The 24,563-nt window shown below is 36.8% G+C and carries 23 protein-coding genes; 6 read left to right on the top strand and 17 right to left on the bottom strand.

Annotated features, from left to right (window positions below; genetic code table 11):
* Positions 1-10: 10 nt before the first annotated feature.
* Positions 11-220 carry a hypothetical protein gene (locus EG346_RS06535; protein ID WP_123877565.1) on the top strand — a complete coding sequence of 70 codons (210 nt, stop codon included), beginning with the start codon at positions 11-13 and terminating at the stop codon, positions 218-220.
* Between the two features lie 39 nt (positions 221-259).
* On the opposite strand, the gene lepA is transcribed toward EG346_RS06535, so the two are convergent.
* The 6 genes from lepA to EG346_RS06505 all read right to left on the bottom strand — a co-directional run bounded on the left by lepA (position 260) and on the right by EG346_RS06505 (position 6,039).
* Complete coding sequence (gene lepA, locus EG346_RS06530) at positions 260-2,056, bottom strand: translation elongation factor 4 (protein WP_073328509.1); 1,797 nt, start codon at positions 2,054-2,056, stop codon at positions 260-262.
* Positions 2,057-2,181: 125 nt separating this feature from the next.
* A complete protein-coding gene (locus EG346_RS06525) occupies positions 2,182-3,216 on the bottom strand; it encodes a hypothetical protein (RefSeq protein WP_123877562.1) in 1,035 nt (344 codons plus the stop codon).
* Positions 3,217-3,294: 78 nt separating this feature from the next.
* Positions 3,295-4,311, bottom strand: a complete 1,017-nt coding sequence (locus tag EG346_RS06520) for a hypothetical protein (RefSeq protein WP_123877559.1) — start codon at positions 4,309-4,311, stop codon at positions 3,295-3,297.
* A gap of 97 nt (positions 4,312-4,408) precedes the next feature.
* On the bottom strand, positions 4,409-4,930 hold the full coding sequence (locus tag EG346_RS06515; protein ID WP_073328502.1) for a hypothetical protein: 522 nt from the start codon (positions 4,928-4,930) through the stop codon (positions 4,409-4,411).
* Positions 4,931-4,935: 5 nt separating this feature from the next.
* Positions 4,936-5,469, bottom strand: coding sequence for a hypothetical protein (locus EG346_RS06510; protein ID WP_123877556.1), 534 nt, complete (start codon positions 5,467-5,469; stop codon positions 4,936-4,938).
* A gap of 18 nt (positions 5,470-5,487) precedes the next feature.
* On the bottom strand, positions 5,488-6,039 hold the full coding sequence (locus EG346_RS06505; protein WP_076507792.1) for an RNA polymerase sigma factor: 552 nt from the start codon (positions 6,037-6,039) through the stop codon (positions 5,488-5,490).
* A gap of 189 nt (positions 6,040-6,228) precedes the next feature.
* Between EG346_RS06505 and EG346_RS06500 the strand changes: the two genes are divergently transcribed.
* The 4 genes from EG346_RS06500 (at position 6,229) to porW (ending at position 10,706) form a co-directional block, all read left to right on the top strand.
* Entirely contained in the window at positions 6,229-6,978 is a 750-nt protein-coding gene (locus EG346_RS06500; protein ID WP_123877554.1) for a Rossmann-like and DUF2520 domain-containing protein, read from the top strand.
* Positions 6,968-7,486, top strand: coding sequence for a KdsC family phosphatase (locus EG346_RS06495; protein ID WP_123877551.1), 519 nt, complete (start codon positions 6,968-6,970; stop codon positions 7,484-7,486). Before EG346_RS06500 ends, EG346_RS06495 begins: the two co-directional genes overlap by 11 nt.
* 9 nt (positions 7,487-7,495) lie before the next feature.
* Entirely contained in the window at positions 7,496-8,050 is a 555-nt protein-coding gene (locus EG346_RS06490; RefSeq protein WP_123877548.1) for a Maf family protein, read from the top strand.
* An 85-nt stretch (positions 8,051-8,135) separates the two neighbouring features.
* The gene (porW, locus tag EG346_RS06485) at positions 8,136-10,706 is read left to right on the top strand and encodes a type IX secretion system periplasmic lipoprotein PorW/SprE (RefSeq protein WP_123877545.1); all 2,571 of its coding nucleotides are present in this window, start codon (positions 8,136-8,138) and stop codon (positions 10,704-10,706) included.
* Between the two features lie 17 nt (positions 10,707-10,723).
* Here porW and tsaB read toward each other — a convergent pair whose 3' ends face one another.
* The 9 genes from tsaB to rpiB form a co-directional block, all read right to left on the bottom strand.
* Positions 10,724-11,404, bottom strand: a complete 681-nt coding sequence (tsaB, locus tag EG346_RS06480) for a tRNA (adenosine(37)-N6)-threonylcarbamoyltransferase complex dimerization subunit type 1 TsaB (protein ID WP_123877542.1) — start codon at positions 11,402-11,404, stop codon at positions 10,724-10,726.
* 86 nt (positions 11,405-11,490) lie between these two features.
* Positions 11,491-12,309 carry an SDR family NAD(P)-dependent oxidoreductase gene (locus EG346_RS06475; RefSeq protein WP_455580234.1) on the bottom strand — a complete coding sequence of 273 codons (819 nt, stop codon included), beginning with the start codon at positions 12,307-12,309 and terminating at the stop codon, positions 11,491-11,493.
* Between the two features lie 35 nt (positions 12,310-12,344).
* A complete protein-coding gene (locus EG346_RS06470) occupies positions 12,345-12,716 on the bottom strand; it encodes a YraN family protein (protein WP_073328478.1) in 372 nt (123 codons plus the stop codon).
* Positions 12,717-12,768: 52 nt separating this feature from the next.
* On the bottom strand, positions 12,769-13,698 hold the full coding sequence (locus EG346_RS06465) for a S66 peptidase family protein (RefSeq protein WP_123877536.1): 930 nt from the start codon (positions 13,696-13,698) through the stop codon (positions 12,769-12,771).
* The gene (locus EG346_RS06460) at positions 13,695-14,381 is read right to left on the bottom strand and encodes a LysE family translocator (protein ID WP_073328473.1); all 687 of its coding nucleotides are present in this window, start codon (positions 14,379-14,381) and stop codon (positions 13,695-13,697) included. Before EG346_RS06460 ends, EG346_RS06465 begins: the two co-directional genes overlap by 4 nt.
* 24 nt (positions 14,382-14,405) lie before the next feature.
* Entirely contained in the window at positions 14,406-15,809 is a 1,404-nt protein-coding gene (locus EG346_RS06455; protein ID WP_073328470.1) for a pyridoxal phosphate-dependent decarboxylase family protein, read from the bottom strand.
* Between the two features lie 15 nt (positions 15,810-15,824).
* A complete protein-coding gene (gene rnr / locus EG346_RS06450) occupies positions 15,825-17,978 on the bottom strand; it encodes a ribonuclease R (RefSeq protein ID WP_123877534.1) in 2,154 nt (717 codons plus the stop codon).
* A 7-nt stretch (positions 17,979-17,985) separates the two neighbouring features.
* A complete protein-coding gene (locus tag EG346_RS06445; RefSeq protein ID WP_123877531.1) occupies positions 17,986-18,795 on the bottom strand; it encodes a hypothetical protein in 810 nt (269 codons plus the stop codon).
* A gap of 251 nt (positions 18,796-19,046) precedes the next feature.
* A complete protein-coding gene (gene rpiB, locus EG346_RS06440) occupies positions 19,047-19,481 on the bottom strand; it encodes a ribose 5-phosphate isomerase B (protein WP_123877528.1) in 435 nt (144 codons plus the stop codon).
* 554 nt (positions 19,482-20,035) lie between these two features.
* Here rpiB and EG346_RS06435 point away from each other — a divergent pair.
* Positions 20,036-21,226: a phosphoglycerate kinase gene (locus EG346_RS06435; protein WP_123877525.1), complete on the top strand. Its 1,191-nt coding sequence runs from the start codon at positions 20,036-20,038 to the stop codon at positions 21,224-21,226.
* A 507-nt stretch (positions 21,227-21,733) separates the two neighbouring features.
* On the opposite strand, the gene EG346_RS06430 is transcribed toward EG346_RS06435, so the two are convergent.
* Positions 21,734-22,555 carry a class I SAM-dependent methyltransferase gene (locus EG346_RS06430; RefSeq protein ID WP_123877522.1) on the bottom strand — a complete coding sequence of 274 codons (822 nt, stop codon included), beginning with the start codon at positions 22,553-22,555 and terminating at the stop codon, positions 21,734-21,736.
* Positions 22,556-22,669: 114 nt separating this feature from the next.
* Complete coding sequence (gene mnmG, locus EG346_RS06425) at positions 22,670-24,532, bottom strand: tRNA uridine-5-carboxymethylaminomethyl(34) synthesis enzyme MnmG (RefSeq protein ID WP_123877519.1); 1,863 nt, start codon at positions 24,530-24,532, stop codon at positions 22,670-22,672.
* Positions 24,533-24,563: the final 31 nt, after the last annotated feature.

Genomic DNA, 24,563 nt, shown 5'->3' with positions numbered 1-24,563 from the left:
TTATACCATCATGAAAACATTATTAAGAGCCTTTATCGTGGTCATTATTATCATAGGAGGAATATTGATCATTGTCGTAGGGAAAAAGCCTTTCCCGGAACCTGAATGTCTCGTATGCGGGATCAATCTGATAAGAACATTAGGCATCGCTGAAGTCATTCTGGGACTCGGTGCTTTGGTAATACAAGCTAATCTGACGGAGAAGCAGCGAACTTTCTAAAAAATAAAAGACCGGTAAAAAATTACCGGTCTTTTTATATTAATCGTTTAGCTTTAATACAGCCATGAATGCAGACTGAGGGACTTCTACCCTTCCGATCTGTTTCATTTTCTTCTTCCCTTCTTTCTGCTTTTCAAGAAGCTTACGTTTTCTGGAGATATCCCCTCCGTAACATTTTGCGGTAACATCTTTTCTTAAAGCTTTAATGGTTTCTCTGGCAATAACTTTCGCTCCCAAAGCGGCCTGAACTGCAATATCAAACTGCTGTCTAGGAATCAGCTCACGAAGTTTCTCACACATCTTTTTACCGATATAGTAGGCATTACTGTCGTGAATCAGTGAAGAAAGGGCATCTACCATATCTCCATTGATCAGAATATCCATTTTAACCAATTTGGAAGAACGCATTCCTATTGGAGAATAATCGAAAGATGCATATCCCTTAGAAATAGATTTCAGACGGTCATAGAAGTCAAAAACAACTTCTGCCAAAGGCATATTGAATGTTAATTCTACTCTGTCTGCCGTTAAATAACTCTGGTTAACGATCTCTCCTCTTTTTTCAATACAAAGGGTCATTACAGCACCAACAAAATCAGATTTAGTAATAATAGACGCTTTAATGTATGGTTCTTCAACTCTATCTAAAAGATTGGGATCAATCATTTCTGATGGGTTGTTGATCAGAATTGCTGTTTCAGGATCCTTTTTAGAATATCCATGGTACGAAACGTTGGGTACCGTAGTAATAACGTCCATATTAAATTCTCTGTCAAGACGCTCCTGAACGATTTCCATGTGAAGCATTCCCAAGAATCCGCAACGGAATCCGAAACCTAAAGCAGCTGAACTTTCCGGTTCGAAAACCAGGGAAGCATCATTTAATCTTAATTTTTCAAGTGAGAATCTTAATTCTTCAAAGTCTTCTGATTCTATAGGATAAATTCCGGCAAAAACCATTGGCTTTACTTCTTCAAAACCATCAATGGCAGCAGAAGCAGGATTCACAAAAGAGGTGATGGTATCTCCTACTTTTACTTCTCTTGCATCTTTGATTCCTGAAATAATGTATCCTACATCTCCACAGTGAATGGATTTCTTAGGAACCTGCTTTAATTTTAATGTTCCTACTTCGTCAGCACCGTATTCTTTTCCGGTTGCGAAAAATTTAATTTTTTCGTTTTTAGAAATACTTCCGTTGACTACTTTAAAATAGGCTTCAATTCCTCTGAACGGGTTGTAAACAGAGTCAAAGATTAAAGCCTGTAATGGGGCATCAGGATCTCCAACCGGAGGTGGAATTCTATTCACGATCTGCTCAAGCAAATCATGCACTCCCTCTCCTGTTTTTCCGGAAACTCTAAGAACATCTTCATACTTGCAACCCAAAAGTCCCATAATTTCGTCGGTCACTTCTTCAGGGTTGGCAGACGGAAGATCTATTTTATTCAGAATTGGAATAATTTCCAAATCGTTTTCTAATGCTAAATAAAGGTTACTGATGGTCTGCGCCTGGATACTCTGTGCAGCGTCTACAATAAGAAGTGCTCCTTCACAGGCTGCGATAGAACGGGAAACTTCGTAAGAAAAGTCTACGTGTCCCGGTGTATCGATAAGATTTAAGATATATTTTTCTCCTTTATATTCATAATCCATCTGGATGGCGTGAGACTTAATGGTGATCCCACGTTCTTTCTCCAAATCCATATCATCCAGGGTCTGAGACTGCAGTTCTCTTTGAGTAACTGTATTGGTATACTCCAAAAGACGGTCTGCCAGAGTACTTTTACCGTGGTCAATATGAGCGATTATGCAAAAATTTCGTATGTTTTTCATTTAAGAACTTTGTAATTTGCAAAGATAAAAAAATGCAGGAGAAATTCATTTTTAATTTTTGGTCACAAATGCTTTCTTTTAATTCTGATTTCAATAAAAAAGAGAAGCAAGATGCTCTCTATGTATTATTTAGATTTACCAAAATTTTCTGGCAATATATAATATCCGGTTAAAGGATCAAGTGAAACTTCTGTTCCCGCCATTGCATTTCTTTTTTTCGCTGCACTGGCATCAATCGCTACAATGGCTACATTGGCTACTATACTTCCTATCAAACCTCCTATCCCGCCTCCTAACACTACCATCGAAGAATTATTAGGTTCAGGAAAAAGCTCTTCTTTTTTAACTTCAATGAAAAGTCTCATTTCATCTCTGAAAATTTCAACATAACCCACCGGAATTACTTTAAATGGAACTCCATTATGAACAAATGCATAAAAATTTCTGATTGGCTTTTTATCATCGCTCTTCACTGCTTTTGTCGCAATACCTTTGCTGTTGGTTTCAATCGTATAACCCGGTTCTGGATTGTGGGTAAAGAAACTGTAAGAATCTTTATAAACCCCCTCTTTTAATGTATCCGACTTTAAAATATCAAGCTTATCCATCAAAATAGAATTATAACTGGCAAGATCATTTTCTGAAATACCAAATTCCCAAGTAGTTTTATTGTAAGAATCTTTCAGCAAATCTGCTAAAGACAGTGTAATTTTCTTTGCTAAACTTTGTGCTAAATAAGGTGTATTCCGTGATGAAATAGTTGCAATGGTATCTATTCTGTTAACAAAGTGATAACCGTCATTTTTCTTTTTAAAAGTACTCGCCCGCAACTCAAGCTTTCCGATAGAATATTTTTCTTTTATATCTTCAGAAATACTTATATTTTCAAGTAAAAGCACCAATTTATCATTTCCTTTAGCCTTATTGTATTTATAAAACCAATCTGAAATGTCTTTACTCGGGTTATTTTCAAAAACAATATTCACTTGATTTTTATGAAATAATATGCTTCCAATTTCTTTATTGGGCCGCTGATCAATTACTCTGAAGCTGTTGTACGTGTTTTTGCTGTCCTTTATAGACTTTGACAGGTCAATTACTTCCGTCTTCTGGGCGAAAAATAAGCCGGAAAGTAATAGAAAGAAAAATATTTTTTTCATTTAGGTTTTTGTATGTTGTAAAGATAAAAAAGAGAGACATTCTACCTCTCTTTATATCATAATTACATTAAATTTTTTTTACTCTTCAGAAAAGTCGTATTCTCCGGTCAATGGATCAATGTAAATTTTCTGCACGTCACCACTCTTCATTTTCTTCTGTCTTGATCCCTGCTCAATAGCACCGGCAACTCCTCCAATGAGACCAAACATCCCATAAGCACTGTTGGATTGTACAGGAAAAAGATGACCACGGTTGCCCAAAACATAAAATCCGCTTTCATCCTGATCAAGATCCATAAATCCCGAGAAGGTGCTTTTACGGGCCTTCCCTTTATCCACGTATGCAAACATCTTATAAGCGGAAATCTTAGTCTTTTTTCCATTTTCCTCCTTTACTGCTTTTGTGATGTCTCCCTTATTGTTGCTCTCCAAAACATAATTTCCCGGTTCCGGAGTCTGATTAAAGAAAGAAATATAATCCAGATAAATTCCGTCTTTTAATGGTCCCCCTTTTAAAGCGGCATAATTGGTTTTTACAAGGGTACTGTAATCTGCAAGATCGCTTACCGCCACTTTATTTCCGGCAGGGTTTAATGAATATGCTTTTTTGATGAAAGCAGAGAAAACCACCGGAATATTTTTCACCATCAGTTCGGAAACTTCCTGATCATAAAAGGTAAACACGGTATCCTTTTTATATAAAAATTGATATTTGTCTCCGGTTTTAGCAAAGGTCTGAGCAGAAAAATCCATCTTTCCTTCTGTCTTCTTACCGTCAGATTCTCCTGTTGAAAGTTTCAGTTTTTTTAAAACCAAAACAAAATCAGTTAATTTACCCGGTTGATTGCTTTTTAAATACCAGGCACTAAAATCAGCATCCAGTGTAGAAGGAAAAACAATTTCCTTCATTTCCTTTTGGTCGCCAAAAGGCAGTGTTCCGATCTGCTTATCCTCTCTCTGATCGATTACTTTGAAAAAAGCATAAGGGTTTTCACTATAATTCAAAATGTTCCCTCTGAATTTTATGACTTCTTTTGTCTGTGCAAAAGCGATAATAGCCACAAAAATAAATGCCAGCTGCATCAGTTTTCTCATTAGATATTTTTTTGCGCAAAAATAGCAATTCATACATACTAAACGGCTCTCACAAAAAAAAATTGTAAGAGCCGTCCAACATTAAAAAAATAAACTATTATGGGTTCTGTTTGGGCCTTGTTGTCGTATCGTGTCCGCTGTGAGGTTTTCTTTCATTCATTTTATCTCTCATCATTCCCTCAGACTGGAATAGTTTCAATACTTTTTGACAAGGAATCACCTGCTGCATTTTATCAGCGTATTTTTTTCGGTTATCCAGCAGCTTCTGCCCTACTTCAAAACTTTGCTGAAGCTTTGCCTTCGCTTCATCATCAGATAAAGTTTCAGGATTGAAATTAGGATTAAACTGGCCTTTTATTTGTTTCTGGTTCTCAAGATACTCATTATACAGCTGTGTAAATTCTGTTTTATCGCTGGCATCTATTTCCAAATTTTCCAGCACCATATTATTTCTGAATTTCTTGAGAAGCTCTTTTCTTTCTTCCGGAGAAAGATTGTTTATTACCTCCTTTCTTTGTTTAGGATCCATCTTTTTCCAGTCATAGTCTGAAGTCTGGGCATTTTGTGCATTCAGACCAAAACCATACATAATAAAAAGCGTAAATAATATCTTTTTCATCTTTCTTAATTATATAGATCTAAATAAACGTCCTGGGTTGAGTTGCTTGCCAGTTCTGATATTTCAGAATTAGAAAAGGAATCCAGGTATTCATTCATTTTAGTTTCTTCTTTTTTAGTGGCCGCTTTTACCGGTTGGGGCGCAGCTGCCTTCTCATTTTCTGTTTTTGAAGCATAGGAAACTGTTTTACTGCTCTGGTTGCTAACTTTTTGATTGTTATTTTCAACAGAAGTTAAATCGGCCTCCAGCGTTTCATAAGCACGCTCGCTTTCTGTTTTCGGCCGTTTTTCATTAACCGCATATGTTCTTGAATTCAACCTATCCTTAGCAGAATCGTTATCAGAATTAAAAACATAAGTAATTCCGAACAGTAAAGCCAGTGATGCCGCAGCAGCATACATCCAGTTGAGTTTAAAAACCGGTGCTTTCTTATTCGCTTTCACTTCGTTCATTACATTGCTCTGGATATTGGCAAATAAATCATCCGGAACCTTATAAATATTTTTTCGTTCTAGTTTTTCTATGTCGAACTCTTTCATCTTTGTTGGGTCAAAAAATTATCTCTCGTAATTTTCTTTTATATACTCTTCTATTTTCTGTTTGGCATAATGGTAATTTGTTTTTAACGTCCCTACAGACATATCCACAATTTTTGATATCTCTTCGTAAGGCAAATCATCATAATACCGCATCATAAATACCAGTTTCTGCTTTTCGGGCAGGCTTTGTATGGCGTTCTGGAGCAGCAGCTGTATTTCTTCTGCATCTCCTTCTGTATTGTCGGCCACCAGATTCTGCATATAATACTCCGGATCTTCATCCGTTTTCTGCATTTTCTTCATCTTATTGACCTGCTGCAGCGCTTCGTTGGTAGCGATCCTGTAAAGCCAGGTGTACAGCTGGCTATCATTTTTGAACTGGTGAAAATTCTGATAGGCTTTGATAAAAGTCTCCTGCAGGGTATCCTGAGCAAGGTCTCCATCCACAATAATCCTTCTGATATGCCAGTACAATCTGCTTTGATAAGCATCCATCAAGGCCCGTACCCCTTTTTCCTGGGTCCGTGGATTTTGCATCAACGAAATAATTTCCGCGTCCTTAATCTTCATAAGATGCTTTCACTGTTTTGGATGACAAAAATAGCTGAAAGTTAAATTACTTATTCAATTTTCAGTCCAAATATTTAAAATAATATCAGATCGTTACGCGCTAAGCAATAAGCAACGGCTGAAGGGAAGATTCATGACAAACTTCTACCCTACTGTTTCCATCTTCCTTTAAAATCTTATATTTGTTAGATGCAAATTGTAATTATAGGTTCAGGAAATGTGGCCTACCATATGGCAAAAGCTTTTAGTCTGAAGAACACTCCATTAATGCAGATTTTTGGGAGGAACGCTGTCGAACTGGAGAAAATTTCTGAAGAGCTGAAAGTTCCTTATTCTACGGAGCACCTTGAAGAGGCAGACCTTTACATCATCTGCGTCAGTGACAATTCGGTGGAAAATGTTTCTAAAATGATTACTAAAAAAGACTGTCTTGTTGCCCACACTTCAGGATCTTTGCCTAAAGAAGTCTTATCAGGACCCTACAGAAAATCAAGTTTTTATCCTTTGCAGACTTTTTCAAAATCAAAAGAACTGGAGTATAAAAAGATTCCATTTTTTATTGAAACAGAAAATGAAAAGGACCAACAACTTCTTTTTGACCTTGCTTCCCAAATTTCTGATAACGTAATGGAGAGCAGCCATGAAAAGAGAAAATACATTCATCTTACAGCCGTTTTTGCCTGTAATTTTGTGAATCACCTTTTCGCAAGAGCCAAAGAAGTTTCTGATTCGCAAGAAATTCCGTTTGATTATTTTTTGCCGCTCATTGATGAAACGGTGAAAAAGATTCATGAAATTGAACCCAAATCAGCACAAACAGGACCTGCTGTAAGAAATGATGTGAGAGTTTTAGAATTACATGAGCAGTTATTAAAAGACGAAAGTCTTAAGATTTACAAGACAATGAATCATTCTATTCAAAAAATGTATGAGTTATAAAGAGAAATTAAAAGATATTAAGGCATTTGTATTTGATGTGGACGGTGTTTTTACCGATGGAAGCGTTTATCTGATGCCTGGCGGAAATATGTGCAGGGTCATGAATGTCCTGGACGGATATGCAGTAGTAAAAGCCTTAAAAAACAAGTATTTAATTGGGGTTATTACCGGCGGAAACGATGATATGGTAAAACACAGAATCAATTATCTTGGAATCAGTGATTATTATGCAAAATCACACAATAAGATGGCTGATTTTGAAGACTTCAAGAAGAAGTACAATCTTAAAAATGAAGAGATTCTGACGATGGGAGATGATCTGCCGGATATCCATATCATGGAAAATTCTGCCATTGCCGCATGCCCCGAAAATGCCGTTCCTGAAGTAAAAGGGATATCCGATTACATTTCGACCAAAAAAGGGGGAAGTGGTGCAGTACGGGACGTGATAGAGCAGGTGATGAAAGTTCAGGGAAACTGGCATGATGATAATACCCAATCTGTATAAATTCAAAGCATGAAATTACTTTTAGCGTCCCAGTCACCCAGAAGAAAAGAGCTGCTTACCGGCTTAGGTTTTGATTTTGAGGTTGTAAAAATAGATTGTGAAGAGATTATTCCTGAAACGATAACAATAGAAGAGGCTGCAGCCTATCTGTCTGAATTAAAAGCAAAAGCATTCAGAACACTCATTGCTGAAGAAGTTTTACTGACGGCTGATACCGTGGTAGCGGCAGAAGGACAAATCCTTGGAAAACCTAAAGATGAAAACGAGGCCAGACAGATGCTCCGCATGCTTTCCGGAAAAACGCATCAGGTCTACACGGGAATCAGTATAAAAACCGTTGATAAAACCTATACAGAAACTGATGTGGCAGATGTAGAGTTGGATGAAATTACAGATGAGGAGATAACGTATTACATTCAAAATTACAAACCTTTCGACAAAGCGGGTAGCTATGGCATCCAGGAGTGGCTGGGAATGGCAAAAATCAGAAAGATGAGCGGAAGTTTTTATACGATCATGGGACTTCCTACCCACCTGGTTTACAAAATTTTGAATGAAATATAAATATTATTCATTATAAAATTTTATTATTTTTACAAAATCATCAACTGCTTATAATAAAAAGCAGATAAGAGAGTTATATTGAATAATGAAAAAAAATATATTATTCCTTTTAATCATGTGTCTCGTTGCTTCCTGTGTCACCAAGACGAAAAAGCCGGAACAGCGATCAAAATTCATGAAAGGATTTAACACCTATTATAATACCCTTTTTAATGCTAAAGATGCATTGAACAGTGAATTTACGAGCAGAGACAAAGGACATAAGGATAATTTCTATGCTCCTTATATTCCTATTCTTACCTATGAGGATCAGCCGCTTGGCAGTGATCTCGGACAATCTGCTGCATTTGCCGAAAACTCTATGAAGATGGCGGAAGTGAACAGACCTTCTTCAGGAAGAGGAGCTCCGGGAATGCCACCAGGAATGCCCGGGTCCAATGGAGAGGATCCCAGTAAGCCTGATGATCTTCAGAATAAAGGGGCAACCACTTTGGAAATTGCTGAAGCAAAGGCTCAGAAAGCCATCACCAAGTATTCTGTGATCAGAAACGGTGAAGAAAAGAATAAAAAGATCTTCGATGCCTATATGATCCTGGTACAGTCCAGAATTTATCAGAATAAGGCGGTGCAGGCTCTGGACGCCCTGAATTATGTTTTCACGCACATGAAGGAGGATAAAAGACTTCCGTTGGCGAGAATATATCAGGGGGTGGCTTATGCACAGATCAAAGATTATCATAAAGCCAATGAAACTTTTGCCAAACTGCAAGGGGAGGATATTAATAAAAGTTATGCTAAACTGCTGAGCATCTATTATTCTGAAGCTCTTTTGGATTCAGGAAAAAAGGAAGAAGCAGCTGCGGAACTTGACAGAGCTTTTGAACTGAATTCTGACCGAAAATTAAAGAGCAGAATATCTTATCTGAAAGGGCAGGTATATGAAAATATGGGCAACAATGATAAAGCCAGAGAAAGCTTTACGCAGGCCTATAAGTACGCTAATGATTTCGAATTTGAAGTAAAGTCCCAGATTGCTATTGCGAAGACATTCAATGGAAAAGGGGATTACAACGGGGCTAAGAATTACCTTGAAGGCATTAGTAAAAAAGGAACGTACGGTTCCAGAAAGAATGAATTTTACTATGCTTTAGGTTTAATGGCCAATAAAGCAGGGAAGAAAGATGAAGCTCAGGATTTCTTTAAAAAATCTTTGTTCGAAAAAGTATCTGATCCACAGGTAAGAGGTCTGACCTACTACGAAATAGGGAAGAGCTATCTTGAAAAAAACGACTATATCGGTGCCGGAACTTACTATGATTCAGCGCTTACGGTGATGACCTACGAGCCTTCCAAGATCCTTTTGAAGGACCAGTCTGAATACATCAAGAAGATCTCCAAAAACTATTATCTGATCAAAAAGAATGACAGTATTCTTTCTTTGGCGAAGATGAGCGACCCACAGAAAACTGACTTTTTTACAAAATATATTGCAAAACTGAAAGCAAAAGAGGAGAAAGAAGAGCTGGAAAGAATACGTGCGGAAAGGAGCAAAGGATTTGACGGCGGAGACTATAATGCGAATTCTATATTTGCGAATAATACCAATTCTTTTGAAGATTTTGGAGTCACCACAAAGGGTTTTTATTTCAGCAATACCGGGACGATAAGCAAAGGAACTTCCTCGTTTAAGCAGATCTGGGGAGAAAGAGCATTAGCGGATAACTGGCGTTATTCCAAGAAGATGGCGTCTATTGAAGATATGAAAAATGAGGCTCTGGGAGTGACATCAGCACCCAATCCAAGACGTTTTGAACCTACTTACTATATCGAACAGATCCCAACAGATCAGGAAAAACTGGGTCAGCTGAAAAAAGACAGGGATACTGCTTCTTTAGGTTTGGGAGTAATGTATCAGAATTATTTTACGAATACTCCGCTAGCCACCAAGACCTTATATGACCTTGTAGACGTAAAACCGGAGGAAAAGGTAATGTTGCAGGCGCTTTATGAGATCTTTGCTATGAATTATCTGAAGAATCCCCAGGCGTCAGAAAGAGCGAAGCAGATTCTTCTAAGTGATTATCCTTACACTTCCTATGCTGAATTTGCAAGAAACCCTAAAAATATTTCATTTGTAAAATCTTCCGAAGAGGTTGAAAATGAATACAAAAAGGCCTATGCCCTTTATGAATCTGAAAAGTTTGCAGAAAGCAGAGATGTGATAGATCAAACGATAAAAAAGTTTCCAAAAGATGCCCTGATTCCGAAATTTCATCTGCTGAATGCTTTTAATACGGGTAAAACCAGTGGAAAAGAGGTGATGATCCTGCAGCTTGAGCAGATTGCTCTCAATTATGCCAAGACTCCTGAAGGTGTTAAAGCCAAAGAAATGCTGAACTATCTGAAGAGTGAGCTTTCTTTCCAGACCACTGATAATAAAGGAAATTCTCTTCCGCAGCAACCGGGAACACCTGTACAACCAGTACAAAACCAGGATAATAATATCCCTCAGGTTCCTGCCGGAATTGATAAAAACAACAGTCAGCTTTTACAGTCGCTTCAAGGTAAGGGAACTGCTGAGCCAAAAAATCCTAAACAAAGACTGAAAAAGGATAAAGAAAAAATTCCTGATGGTGTACCATCAATGCCAAAATAAATAAAAAAAGCGAAGATCTAATCTTCGCTTTTCTTTTTCTTTACTCCGTGAAAATCTTTGAGATAAAAGGGTTCAAAGTAGGCTATATCTTCAAAATCCTTTTGGTCTGTCTTTTCCAGTGTCCGTTTGATAAGGTACTGTGCAGAAGGGTAGACATCATCTTTAAAGTCTGCATCGGGCAGATTGAGAATGTCTTTAGCTTTCCTGGCACCATCGCCTACAAAAATCACTTTTTTATCTTTAAATTCTTCAAAAGAAGTCTCATCTAAAATTTTCGCTTCGGTCTGTGAAAGCTTCTTACCCGTCTCGCCGTCATAAACAGCCGTATAAACCTCCATTCTCCTTGCGTCGATCAATGGCACCACATAATCGTAGTTTTTGCCTAAAAAAGGCTCTATCATCGTTTCCAAAGAATTTACTGCAATAAGCGGAATTTTCAGTCCGTAGCAGAAACCTTTTGCGGAGGCTGCCCCTATTCTTAATCCGGTATAAGAACCCGGACCTTTGCCCAAGGAAACGGCCTCAATATCCTGCATGGTCAGACCTGCGCCTTCCAGTGCCCATTCTACATAGGTGTGAAGACTTTCAGACTGTTTGTAGTTTTCGGAGACTTCTTCGCACAAACATAGGAGCTTTTCGTCGTCTGAAATAGCTACAGAACAGTTTTTGGAAGAGGTTTCCAGGTATAGAATTTTCATCTCTCTAATTTTTAAGCTAATTGGCAAATTGCAAAAAGGCAAAATTGCTTTTGAATATTATGCAAATTTATGCCTTTATTTTGAGACTATTTCCGGTAGATGGTTCTGGGCTCGCTTTGTGCGCTTGGATAAATCGTCATATCTGAAACCATGACATGCTTAGGAGCGTTTACACAATAGGCAATAGCATCCGCAATATCTTCTGCTTTTAAGGCTTCGTATCCGGCATATACCGTAGCTGCCCTTTCACTGTCTCCTTTGAATCTTACCAGAGAGAAATCTGTTTCTACTGCTCCCGGCTGGATATTGGTCACCTTAATTCCAAATTCGGTAAGTTCCAGACGCATTCCTTCAGAAATCACATCAACTGCTTTTTTAGTTGCACAGTAAACCACACCATTGGCATACGTTTGTCTTGCTGCCACTGAACTAATGTTTACGATATGACCTGCGTTTCTCTCTTTCATGGAAGGGATGACCATTTTAGAAACGTATAATAAGCCTTTTACATTACCATCGATCATGGAATCCCAATCATCTGTCTTTCCGGAAGAAAGAGGTTCCAAACCGTGTGCATTCCCTGCGTTATTGATTAAAACATCAATATTTTTCCATTCTTCAGGAAGTGAATTGATGGCATTTTCAACTTCTGCAAGATTTCTTACATCAAATACTAAACTAAATATTTCGGTAAATTGAGAAAATTCAGTTTTTATTGATTCTAAAACTTCGTTTCTCCTTCCACAGATGATGATTCTGTTTCCCTGTCTGGCAAGAAGCTCTGCCGTAGATTTTCCTATTCCGGAAGTGGCTCCGGTAATGAGTATTGTTTTCATAATTTCTTTATTAATGTAGCAATGTATCACTTTATCAATGTAACAATGACAGATCGTGGATTTGACCATTGTTACAATAGTATATGATTGTTATACTATTATAATCAGTTGGCGTCTAAAGCTTCAAAAGCATCGGTTATATGTTCAATAATCAGGTTCTTTCTTTCGTCAGGAAGAACAGAAATAATATCAAACCTTACTTCATTGTTCCTGTTAAACTCTTCAAGATAGTGGTTGGCCGCTGAGACAACAGATCTGATTTTTGCTTTGGTCACCGCCTCCTGAGGCAATATAAAAGCATCTGTAGAACGCGCTTTTACTTCAACGATGATGATCAGATTTTCTTTTTCAGCAATGATATCAATCTCCGCTTTTTGAAACCTAAAATTTCTCTTAACCACCTTATAGCCATTCTTCTGCAGATATTCTGCGGCAAGATCTTCTGCTATTTTACCGAAATCATTATGAGTTGCCATCACGTTAGTTTTAATATTTGAGAGCAGATTAAATAAAGGATATTGGCATCAATTAAAACTCAATTTTTACTTTATCCTCAACTTTGACTGTTACTTTTCCACCAATAATCAAAGGTCTGTTATCTTTAATATGGCCGTTGGGAAATCCGAAAACAGTCGGGAAATTATACTTTGAAATTCTGTCTGAAATTAATTTGTAAGCAAATTCATCGAAACTTTCTTCATAACTTTTATTCTCCTTTTCATCGCCCATATTGGTCATTCCACCAATGATCAGTCCTTTTATTTTAGTAAAAACTCCGGCTAATTCGAGGCTCATAATCATTCGGTCCAGGGCATAGAAATTTTCCCCGATATCCTCAATGAATAAGATCTTGTCCTTAAAATCGAAAGAATATTTAGTTCCTAAAAGGGCATAGATAAGAGCTAAATTACCTCCAACCAATTCACCTTCAATAGTTCCGGTTGTATTCAATTGATGAGATTTTAAAGCATATTTAAGACTTTTACCTTTTAAAACATCAAAGATCAGGTCATAGCTTTCATCTGTTACTCCAAAACTTGATGTTTTGATAGTTTGTCCGTGAATAGAGGCAAAACCTTTCTTCAGCAAATAGCTTTGTATTACCGTATTATCAGAGTATCCGATATACCATTTAGGGTTTTCTGTAAAGTTTTTCAGTTTGAGATGCTGAACAAGGTGCTGACATCCGTAACCTCCTCTGGAAGCCCAGACTGCTGAAATATCTTTATCATTTAAAGCCCAGTTGATGTCTTTTAATCTTTCCTGTTCTGTCCCGGCATAATTATATCCGTTTGAAAATTTAGTGTACAGATGTTCGCCCAATATAGGTTCAAAACCTCTGTTTTTGATCATTTCTATGCCCTTTTCAAGCTGAGACGGATCTACAGCTCCGGCAGGGGAGATAACAGCTATTTTTGCTCCTTTTTTAAGAGCTTTTGGAAAGATTATTTTTTTCATTCTGTTTTTTGGTACTTGATTTCTTTTTTCTCAGCTTCTTCTAAACGTCTGTCGAACTGATTGAATTTTTTAAAGCTCTGCAGAAATATAAAGAAACTGAACACAATAAGAATCCCGCCTACAATCCTTCTGATCTTGTTGGCGAGTTTCTGGGTAAGTTTATCGTGAAATTGTTTTGCTAAGAATATTTTGGCCAGGTCAATGCACAGATAGGTGCCAATGACAATCCCCACATAAAGAATAAAACTGCTGGTATCTGGATACTGGTTTCTTACGGAAATCACCGTCACCAGCCAGAAGAGAATCACTCCCACATTCAAAAGATTGAAGAAAAAACCATTGAAAAACGTTTTAAAATAGTTTTGGCCAATGATCCTTTCTTCACCAGGCATATGCATTTTGGTTTTGGTCACCAGCATCACGATCCCGTATACAAATATAAGAATAGAAGTAATCCTGTAAAATCCGGGATGCTTATCTATTAAAGTAACAATATCTGCACTGGCATAATACGCAGCAACAATGCATAATATATCTGCTGTAATAACTCCGAGATCCAATGCCAGGGCATGTCTTGGTCCTCTGGAAAAACTGGTTTCAATTAACAGGAAAAAAATTGGTCCTATAAAAACCAGGCTCAGCATAAATCCTAAGACAACGGCAGAAAGTACAAGTTCAAACATGCTCTAAATTTAAGAATAATAGTATTAAATATCCATTTTATCAAGCGCAAATTGTATTTCTGTAAAAGCGACGTCTAAATCTTTATCGCTTGTTCTCCAATTTACAAATGCAGCCCTGATTCCCGCTTTATTATTAAGCTTTGTAGGAGTCATAAAAATTTTCTCATTTTCATTAATGATATCCAATAATTTAGAACTTTTCTCGGGATTTTCTTTCAATGAAAAACATACACAATTTAATCTTGTTTCTGACAATAATTGTAATGCAGGGTGATTTTCTACAAATACTGAAAATTTTTGAGCATTCTGTATATTATTTCTCACTATATTTTGATAGCCTTCTTTTCCATACGCTTTTAGGGTAAACCATGTAGGCAAAGCTCTGAATCTCCTGGAATTCTCAGGCGTAAAATTACCATAGGAAAAATTATCTTCCGGGTTTCCTAAATAGGCTGCATTGGAGTTTTGAAAAACCTGCATCTGCAAAACACTATGTTCTTTTCTAATAAAATAAACCGCATTTTCATATGGCACGTTCATCCATTTATGGCAATCTACTGCAATACTGTCTGCATTTTCCCAACCATCTAATAAATGTTTGTATTCATCAAGAATATTAGCAAACCCACCGAAAGCAGCATCGATATGCCACCAGAAATTATATTTTTCTTTTAGTCTGCTGATAGATTTCATATCATCAAAATCAACCGTATTTACGGTTCCTCCACTGGTTGAAATAATGATTTGCTTGGCCTTATATAATTCTAGTTTTTGTTCTAAATCTTCAACATCTACTGCCTCTCTTGTCTCATCTTTTTTCCTAACAGAAACAATATTATTACTCCCTATCCCTAACATGCTCAGGCATTTGACAACTGAAGAATGAGGTTCCGCGGAAAGTATGACAAAATCATCAGTAGAAACACCTTCTAATGCATAGTTTTTATTTATTTGATGCCCTGCCCATTGTCTGGCTGTAGCAAGGCATGTAAAGTTTGACATAGTAGCGCCTGTCACAAAACCTCCTTCAAAAGAATCCGGCAGGCTAAAGAAATCCAGCAACATCTTAACAGTTTCTACTTCCAAAAGGGCAGAAATATCTCCTCCCTGATTAATTCTCTGTGTATTTTGATCATAAATAGTTGCCAAAAAATCTCCAATTAAAGCTGCTGGCGTTGCCCCTCCGGTAACAAAGCCCCAATATTTAGGTCCACTGGAACCAGAAATAATTGGTTTTACTGCTTGTTGGAAATATTCTAATACTTTTTTTGATCCCCATCCTTCGTAAGAAAGTTTTTGATGTTCCAGTTTTACATTTGGCTGGGTAGATATTTCATCCAGAGAATTAAAAAAATGGACAATTTCTGAAAATGTTTTCTCTAAAATTTCTGAAAATTCTTCCTTATCTATTTCAAGTACTCTTTTCATAAGCTCTCTATGAAATTAATCAACAATCTTAAAGTCCAACTGTTTCTGAATAAGGTTGGCCTTTACTACTTTGATCTGGACCTGATCCCCTAACTGATGTCTTTTTCCGGTTTTATGACCATACACTGCATGGGTTTTCGCATCGTAAGAATAGGAATCATCCACAAGATCTCTTAATTTGATCAAGCCTTCAGCACCGTTTTCAGGTATTTCTACCCAGAAACCGAATTCTGCAACACCTGAAATAACTCCGGTAAAGGTTTCTCCAAGGTGTTTTTCCATAAATTTCACCTGCATGAACTTAATAGAGTCTCGTTCCGCATCAGCAGCTAGTCTTTCCATTGCACTGCAGTGTTTTGCTTTGTCTTCAAGCTCCTGTTTGCTTGGAGATTTACCTCCATCAAGATAATGCTGCAAAAGACGGTGGGCCAAAAGGTCGGGATAACGACGGATAGGAGAGGTGAAGTGGCTGTAGTATTCAAAACCTAAACCGTAGTGTCCGATAGGTTCTGTAGAATATACGGCTTTGCTCATACTTCTCATAGCGAGCGTTTCGATCATATTTTCTTCTCCTTTTCCTTTGACGTCAAAAAGAAGCTTGTTCAATGATTCAGCTACTTTCTTGGTATTGTCAAGGTTCATTTTATATCCGAAAGTAGAAACAAAATCTCTTAATGCTTCCAGTTTCGCAGGATTCGGATCGTCGTGAACCCTGTAAATAAAGGTATTGTTGCTTACTGTTCCTTTACTGGTCAATGATACAAATTCAGACACTTTTTTATTGGCTAAAAGCATGAATTCTTCGATCAGGTGATTGGAATCTTTACTGATCTTAAAGTATACTCCAATCGGCGAGTTATTTTCATCGAGATTAAATCTTACTTCACTTCTGTCGAAAGTGATCGCTCCATTTCTTACTCTTTCATCACGCATGATTTTCGCAAGCCTATCCAACGTATTGATTTCTTCAGCAAGATCTCCCTGCCCAGTTTCTATACGTTCCTGAGCTTCTTCATACGTAAATCTTCGGTCTGAATGAATCACGGTTCTTCCAAACCACTGTTTCTGAATTTCTGCTTTGTCGTTCAGTTGAAACACAGCAGAGAAAGTATATTTATCCTCATTAGGACGAAGTGAACATACATCGTTACTTAAAACTTCCGGAAGCATCGGAACCACACGGTCTACAAGGTATACCGACGTTGCTCTTTTATAGGCTTCATCATCCAGCATCGTTCCCGGAACTACGTAATGAGAAACGTCAGCGATATGCACCCCGATCTCCCAGTTTCCGTTTTCCAGTTTTCTTATGGAAAGTGCATCATCAAAATCTTTTGCATCTTTAGGGTCAATGGTGAAGGTACAGATATCACGCATATCCCTACGCTTTGCAGCTTCTTCATCGGTAATTCTTCTGTCAATTTTATCAGCATCAAGTTCAACTTCCTGTGGGAACTCGTAGGGAAGACCATATTCCGCAAGGATAGAGTGGATCTCTGTTTCATGCTCGCCCGGAGCACCCAAAACCTGGATAATTTCTCCCTGAGGATTTTTATCTCCCGGTCTCCATTCTGTCATTTTTACGACTACTTTATCGCCGTTTTCGGCTCCACCGAAGTTAGCTTTTGAAATGAAAATATCGGTATTGATCGATTTTTTATCACACACCACAAATCCAAAGTCTTTGTGAGCCACCAGCTGGAATGTTCCTACAAATTCAGTTCTGTTTCTTTCCAGAACTTCCAGTACCGAACCTTCCAGTTTCTTCCCTTTAAAATGATAGGTAATGATCAAAACTTTGTCTCCCTGAAGAGCATCTTTCACATTTTTGGAGTGGATAAAGACATCATCTTCCACGCCTTCTACTTTTACGTAGGCGTTACCGGACTGGTTAAAATCAATGACTCCGGTTAATGTTCCTGCAATCTTCAGATTAACGATGAATTTTCCTTTCTCTACTTCTTTGATTTTCTCAGAACCCTGAAGTTTATGAAGAGACTGGATCACGAGTTCTCTCTGACGCGGATTTTTATAATCTATTCCGTCTGCGATCTGCTTATAATTATAGATCTTGGACGAATTGGTATTCATGAAACGCAGGATCAATCTTCCGATTTCCATGAGTTTCTGTTCGTTTTTATGGCTTATATATTTACCTTTTCTTGGCATTTTAATATTATTTAATTGTTATTATCTGACTTTTATCTGATGTTAAAAGCCAATCTTTTTTATCAAAATCATACTTAAAAATGTAAGCATGAAATTCTATTTTTGTGTTAATCGTTAATTCAATTTCTGTTTCAAATGATCCATTGACAATTGTTCTATCTTGACGAAAGATAATTTGATTAAAATCTTTAGACAGTCCTTCCAGTTTTTTATTTTTGACTCTAATATATCTGATTCTTCCGTGTTTTACATCAGAAAATAATGGCAATTTATTGATATAATTTATCTGGCTTTTGGATAAAAATATAAACTCTTTACTATTTTCTGTATAGAATCCTCCATTTCCCCACCACCAGGAATTATATGACACTGGAAAAATAGTTTGATCTAATGTCCTGGATAAATCATTCAGCATACTTTCATTCCATATGAAATTACTTGTAGAATATTCCTGATATTCTGAAAAATCTAATGTTGGGCACTTTGAAGGACCTTCACCTTCCGATACATTTGAATTTAAAAATAATAGTATTTCTGAATCAAAATTTATCTTTTTTAAAATCTGTAGAAAATGTTTCTGCAACGCCAGATAATTGATTTCTTTTTGTTGTGAAACAAAATCTTCTACATTCCTTTTTTGAAGCTTACTATTCTCTGTGCAATCATCTTTTGGACATCCATTCAACTCAGGTTTCCCTACAACCATTGGACAGGCATCATCCTTATCCCAAATTCCATAGGCATCTGTATCCTTCATTTCCTGAGCGTGGAAACAACTTATTATAAAAAATAATACGGCAGATACTTTGATCTTCATTCAGTTTTATAGGGTTCTTATTAATTCAACTGCATCAATTTTCCTTCCAAATTTACTTATAATGGAAACTTTAGTTTGTATAAAATTACTATAAATATGGAGAAGAGGAGAGAAAAACCTTTGATTAATATCTTTTAAACAGGTAAGGTTTTGTATGGAAATAATAGACTGGTAATTTCTATCAGCTGATGCAAATGTACAAAATAAAAAATAAATAAGGCCTGCAATTTGATTTACAGGCCTTTATATATTTAGCAAACAGCAATTTTATCAACCCTGTTCTGGTGTCTTCCACCTTCAAAGTCTGTAGAAAGAAATTTCTCTGCAATTTCTATGGCTACTTCTTTAGATATAAATCTCGCAGGCATAGAGATCATATTTGCATCATTATGCTGTCTTGCCAGTACTGCAATCTCCGGCATCCAGCAAAGCGCACATCTGATCTTCTGGTGTTTGTTCGCTGTAATCTGAACCCCGTTTCCGCTTCCGCAGATCAAAATTCCCAGTTCATTTTCGCCGTTTTCAACAGAGGTTGCAGCAGGATGTACAAAGTCCGGATAATCCACACTGTTTGTGGAGAACGTTCCAAAATCCTGAACATCAAACTTTTCAGACAGAAAGTTCTTAACAATCTCCTTATACTCATAGCCTGCATGGTCTGCAGCAATTGCTATTTTTCTTTTCATAATACCTGTATTAAGTCTTTTTAGATTTTATTTCATGACAAAGGTAAGAATAATAACAAAGTCTGTTAGTTGTTCGGGGGTAATTTGTGAAAAGGTATGTGAATAACTGTGGAAAACTTTTTCCAACTTTCTATTTTTAAAGAAGAATTTATTTCGTAATGGGAAATGTATTTGGAAATTTTAGTCACAACTTTCAAATTGTTTTCTTCACTTAATCCGAACTTTTTCCATAATTAAATTACTAAGAATGGTTTTGTGAGGAAGTTATTCACATCTGTTGATAAGTCTGTGAAAAGACAGATTTACAAGAGATTACAATGTGAATTAAATATGAATTGAATAAAAATTATTTGTTACCAATTATTTTGATAAAACTTATCCCCGAAACTAACAATACTCAACAACAACTACATTATTCTTTTCTTTAAAGAGAAAAAAATTGTTGATTAGTGGGTGATTGGGTTGGGGGAAAGTTTCGGAAAAGTTTTAATTCAGGGGATCTGTTGAAAAAGTTTAAAAGCTTACATTTGTGAAACGAAAATTCAACGATATTTATGAAAACAATCAATGATTTCAATTTTAAAGACAAGAAGGCCCTGGTAAGAGTGGACTTCAATGTTCCGCAGGATGACCAGCTAAAAGTGACCGATAATACGAGAATAACGGCTGTAAAGCCTACCGTAGAAAAAATTCTTAATGACGGAGGTTCCGTGATCTTAATGACGCACCTTGGAAGACCAAAAGGTGAAGTGAAAGATGAATTCTCTCTTAAGCATATCGTAGATGAAGTTTCCAGCGTTCTTGGACAGGAAGTAAAGTTTGTGGATGAATGTATCGGAGAAAAGGCTGAAAAGGCCGCTGCTGATCTTCAACCTGGCGAGATCCTGTTGTTGGAAAACCTTCGTTTCCACAATGAGGAAGAAAAAGGGGATGCCGCTTTTGCTGAGCAACTTTCAAAACTGGGTGATGCTTTCGTGAATGATGCATTTGGAACTGCTCACAGAGCTCATGCTTCAACAGCGATGATTGCTCAATATTTTGAATCAACTAAATTTTTCGGTTTACTGATGGCTAAAGAGCTTCATGCGATCGATAAAGTATTAAGAAAAGGAGAGCGACCAGTAACTGCAATTTTAGGTGGATCTAAGGTTTCAACTAAAATTACCATTATAGAAAATATACTTCCGGCGATAGATAATCTGATCATTGGTGGAGGAATGGCCTTTACTTTTATTAAGGCTTTGGGTGGCAAAATCGGAAAGTCTTTGGTAGAAGAGGACAAGCTACCTTTGGCTCTTGAGATTTTAGGAAAAGCAAAAGAAAACCAGGTAAAAGTATATCTTCCTTCGGATGTTATTATAGCGGAAGATTTCAATAATGATGCTGAAAGAAAAGAGGCTGACATCTATGCAATTCCTGAAGGATGGATGGGTCTTGATGCCGGTCCGAAATCCAGAGATCAGTTCAATGATGTATTGTTAAATTCAAGAACAATTCTTTGGAATGGTCCGATCGGAGTTTTTGAGATGTCGAATTTTGCGGCAGGAACTATTGCTCTTGGTGACAGTATTGCTGAAGCTACAAAATTGGGAGCATTCTCTCTTGTAGGTGGAGGTGACAGTGTTGCTTTTGTGAAGCAATTTGGTTACGGAGAAAAAGTAAGTTATGTTTCAACAGGTGGTGGAGCAATGCTTGAAAGTCTGGAAGGTTTGGAACTTCCTGGAGTTGCTGCGATCAACAAGTAGAATTTTATTTTTTATATATAGGAGACCGTCATGCTTGACGGTCTTTTTTATTTTTTGAATATTTTTTTTCAGTTTCTGATTTTAAGCTTTATTTTTAATTTAGAGTGAATCTGGTTTGATTTTAGAAAATCACGGTTAAATTTTCTATTTTGTTAAAAAGATGTGGATATCTGCCATTTTTAGAAAATTATTTTTTTTTTTTCATGTGGTCAAATTTTTTGACATCGGTTCAGGATTTTGAAATTATTTCAATCGCTCCAATTTATTTTCATTTTTTTTTAAAGTGATATTTTTTGGAAATAGACAATTTGTTATAAATTAATACACTTTGTCTTTTTAGATTTTATAATTCGTTAAAAGAGTGGAGTAGGGGAGTTTTTAAATTTATTTTTTTATTTGTTATATATATCAATCCAATAAAGAAACCCGGAAAAATCTCCGGGTTTTCATTTTTTTTGTCGAAATCCATGAAAATCGGCCTTCAGAAATGGCTCAAAAATCGATTTTCTATCTTTTTTCGATAATGTATATCAAACTTGAAAATTCGTTCGAAAAAAGAGCCTTTACGTTAGAAATTGTTCCGTAGAGGACTGCTTTTAGCCAAAAAAGAGGTGATTTTTTGTATTTTTCGCTCAACATGGAGATGTAAAACGAATCCAGGACCAAAGGTTTAATTTTTCTCATTTTCCAGTCCGGCTTCTCGGAAATTAAATTTTCCATACCATTTTTAGAGAAATGATAAATATGTCTTGGTACATCATAGGCTGCCCAATATTCTTTGTAATGTTTTGCATCATAGGAAGTAGGGTTGGGAACTGCAATAATGAGCAGTCCTTTATCTTTTAATTTCCCGTGAAATAAATTTAGCATCTCATCCTGATTTTCTATGTGTTCGAAAACATGCCATAAGGTGATTGCATCTAAGCTCTGATCCGGAATTGTCTGAATGTTGTCCAGTACCGTTGCTTTTGATATTTTATTCAATGCCGCTTTTCTGGCATCGGCATCAGGCTCAAAACCAAAGGTTTCAAAATCTTCTTCTATATATTTGACAAATTCTCCAGCTCCGCATCCATAATCAAGAACTTTTGATCCTTTCTTTATTCTGTCTGCAATGATATTTTTTTTGTATTGCAGATTAAATGATTGCAGGAACTTGTACAGCTTTTCTTTGAAGCTTCCAGAATCCTGGTGGTGGGAAATATAATCTTCGCTTTCGTAATATTTGGAAATGTTGGATGGAATAGGGGAGGTCTTGAATACCCCTTTCGTTTCTGTCTCTTTTATTTCAAATATTTCCTGTGAAAGAAAATGATCCTTTATTCTCATGAATTAATATCTTGATAATTTAAAATTAAGGTAATTATGAAATCATTCTAACGGTCATAAATACCTTAATTTTTGCTTTTAATTTACAAATGTTTCACGTGAAACATTTTTGATTTAACGTCCTAAATACACCAGTAAAACGTTTATATCGGCTGGAGAAACTCCACTGATCCTGCCTGCCTGTGCAATGGTTTTAGGTCTTACATTGGACATTTTCTGTTTTGCTTCCAAAGAAAGGCTAGAAATGCTTTTATAATCAAAATCTTCCGGAATTTTTATGTTTTCCAAACGATTCAGCTTAGCTACATTTTCTTTTTCCTTTTCAATATATCCTTTATACTTTATATTAATTTCAGCTTGCTCTCTTACTTCTTCATCATACTGAGAAGAGAATTCTCTGATAGAATCTATTGCGTCAAGCTTGTCTAAAGTAATATTAGGTCGTGTAAGGAATTGTGAAGCTCTGTAGGCCTGATCTACAGGGTTACTTTCAATAGTTTCCAGAATAGGATTGATGATACCCGGCTTTAAAGAAGTTTCTCGTAAAAAGGTTTCAAGTTCCTGACTCTTAGATACTTTCGTTTCTGCTTTTCTTAAACGGTCTTCTTTTGCCAGACCTAAATGATACGCTTTTTCCGTTAATCGGATATCTGCGTTATCTTGTCTGAGTAATAATCTGTATTCTGCACGCGAAGTAAACATTCTGTAAGGCTCCTCTGTTCCTTTTGTAATCAGGTCGTCAATTAATACACCGATGTACGCTTCATCTCTGTTAAGGATAAAATCTTCTTTACCGTGTACTTTGTTGTGTGCATTGATTCCGGCCATTAAGCCTTGTCCTGCGGCTTCTTCATATCCTGTGGTTCCGTTGATCTGGCCAGCAAAATATAAATTGTCGATCAGTTTAGTTTCTAAGGTATGTTTTAATTGGGTAGGAGGGAAGTAATCATACTCAATAGCATATCCGGGACGGAATACTTTTACATTTTCAAAACCAGGAATATGTTTCATAGCTTTGATCTGTACATCTTCAGGAAGAGAAGAACTGAATCCGTTGACATAGATCTCAACCGTTCTCCATCCTTCCGGTTCTACGAAAAGCTGATGTCTTGTTCTTTCTGCAAAACGGTTGATCTTGTCTTCAATACTCGGACAATACCTTGGTCCTAAACTTTGAATTGTTCCATTAAACATTGGGCTTCTGTCGAAACCTTCTCGTAAAATATCGTGTACCGTTTCATTGGTATAAACAATATGACAGCTTAACTGTTTTGTTAATTTCGGAGTGTCCGTATAGCTGAACTTCTGAGGATTTTCATCTCCTTTCTGTTCTTCCATTTTGGAATAATCCAGACTTCTTCCGTCTACCCGGGGAGGAGTTCCTGTTTTCATTCTTCCGGCCTCGAAACCTAAACTTACCAATTGTTCGGTAATTCCGAATGCTCTGGGTTCACCCATTCTTCCTCCGCCTAATTGTTTATCTCCAACATGAATTAATCCATTAAGAAATGTTCCATTGGTTAAAACAACAGATTTACTTTTTATCTCAATTCCCAAAGAAGTAATAACTCCGGTTACCTTATTATTTTCTACAATCAGCTGTTTCACCATATCCTGAAAGAAATCAAGATTGGGTGTATTTTCTAATGCCAATCTCCACTCTTCAGCAAAAAGCATTCTGTCATTTTGAGTTCTTGGAGACCACATCGCAGGACCCTTGGAAAGGTTCAGCATTTTGAACTGAATCGCTGATTTGTCTGCTATAATTCCGGAGTATCCTCCCATAGCATCAATCTCTCTTACGATCTGTCCTTTTGCGATTCCTCCCATGGCTGGGTTGCAGCTCATCTGTCCGATGGTCTGCATATTCATTGTAACAAGTAGGGTCTTTGAACCCAGGTTGGCGGCCGCTGCTGCAGCTTCGCAACCTGCGTGTCCGGCACCTACTACGATTACGTCATATGTATCTGAAATCATTTTTATATTGCTTATTTAAAGCTTTTAATTT

Source organism: Chryseobacterium carnipullorum, assembly GCF_003815695.1.
Classification (GTDB): Bacteria; Bacteroidota; Bacteroidia; order Flavobacteriales; family Weeksellaceae; genus Chryseobacterium; species Chryseobacterium carnipullorum.
Note: the sequence above shows the minus strand (reverse complement) of the source record. Positions and strands in the feature narration are given on the sequence as shown.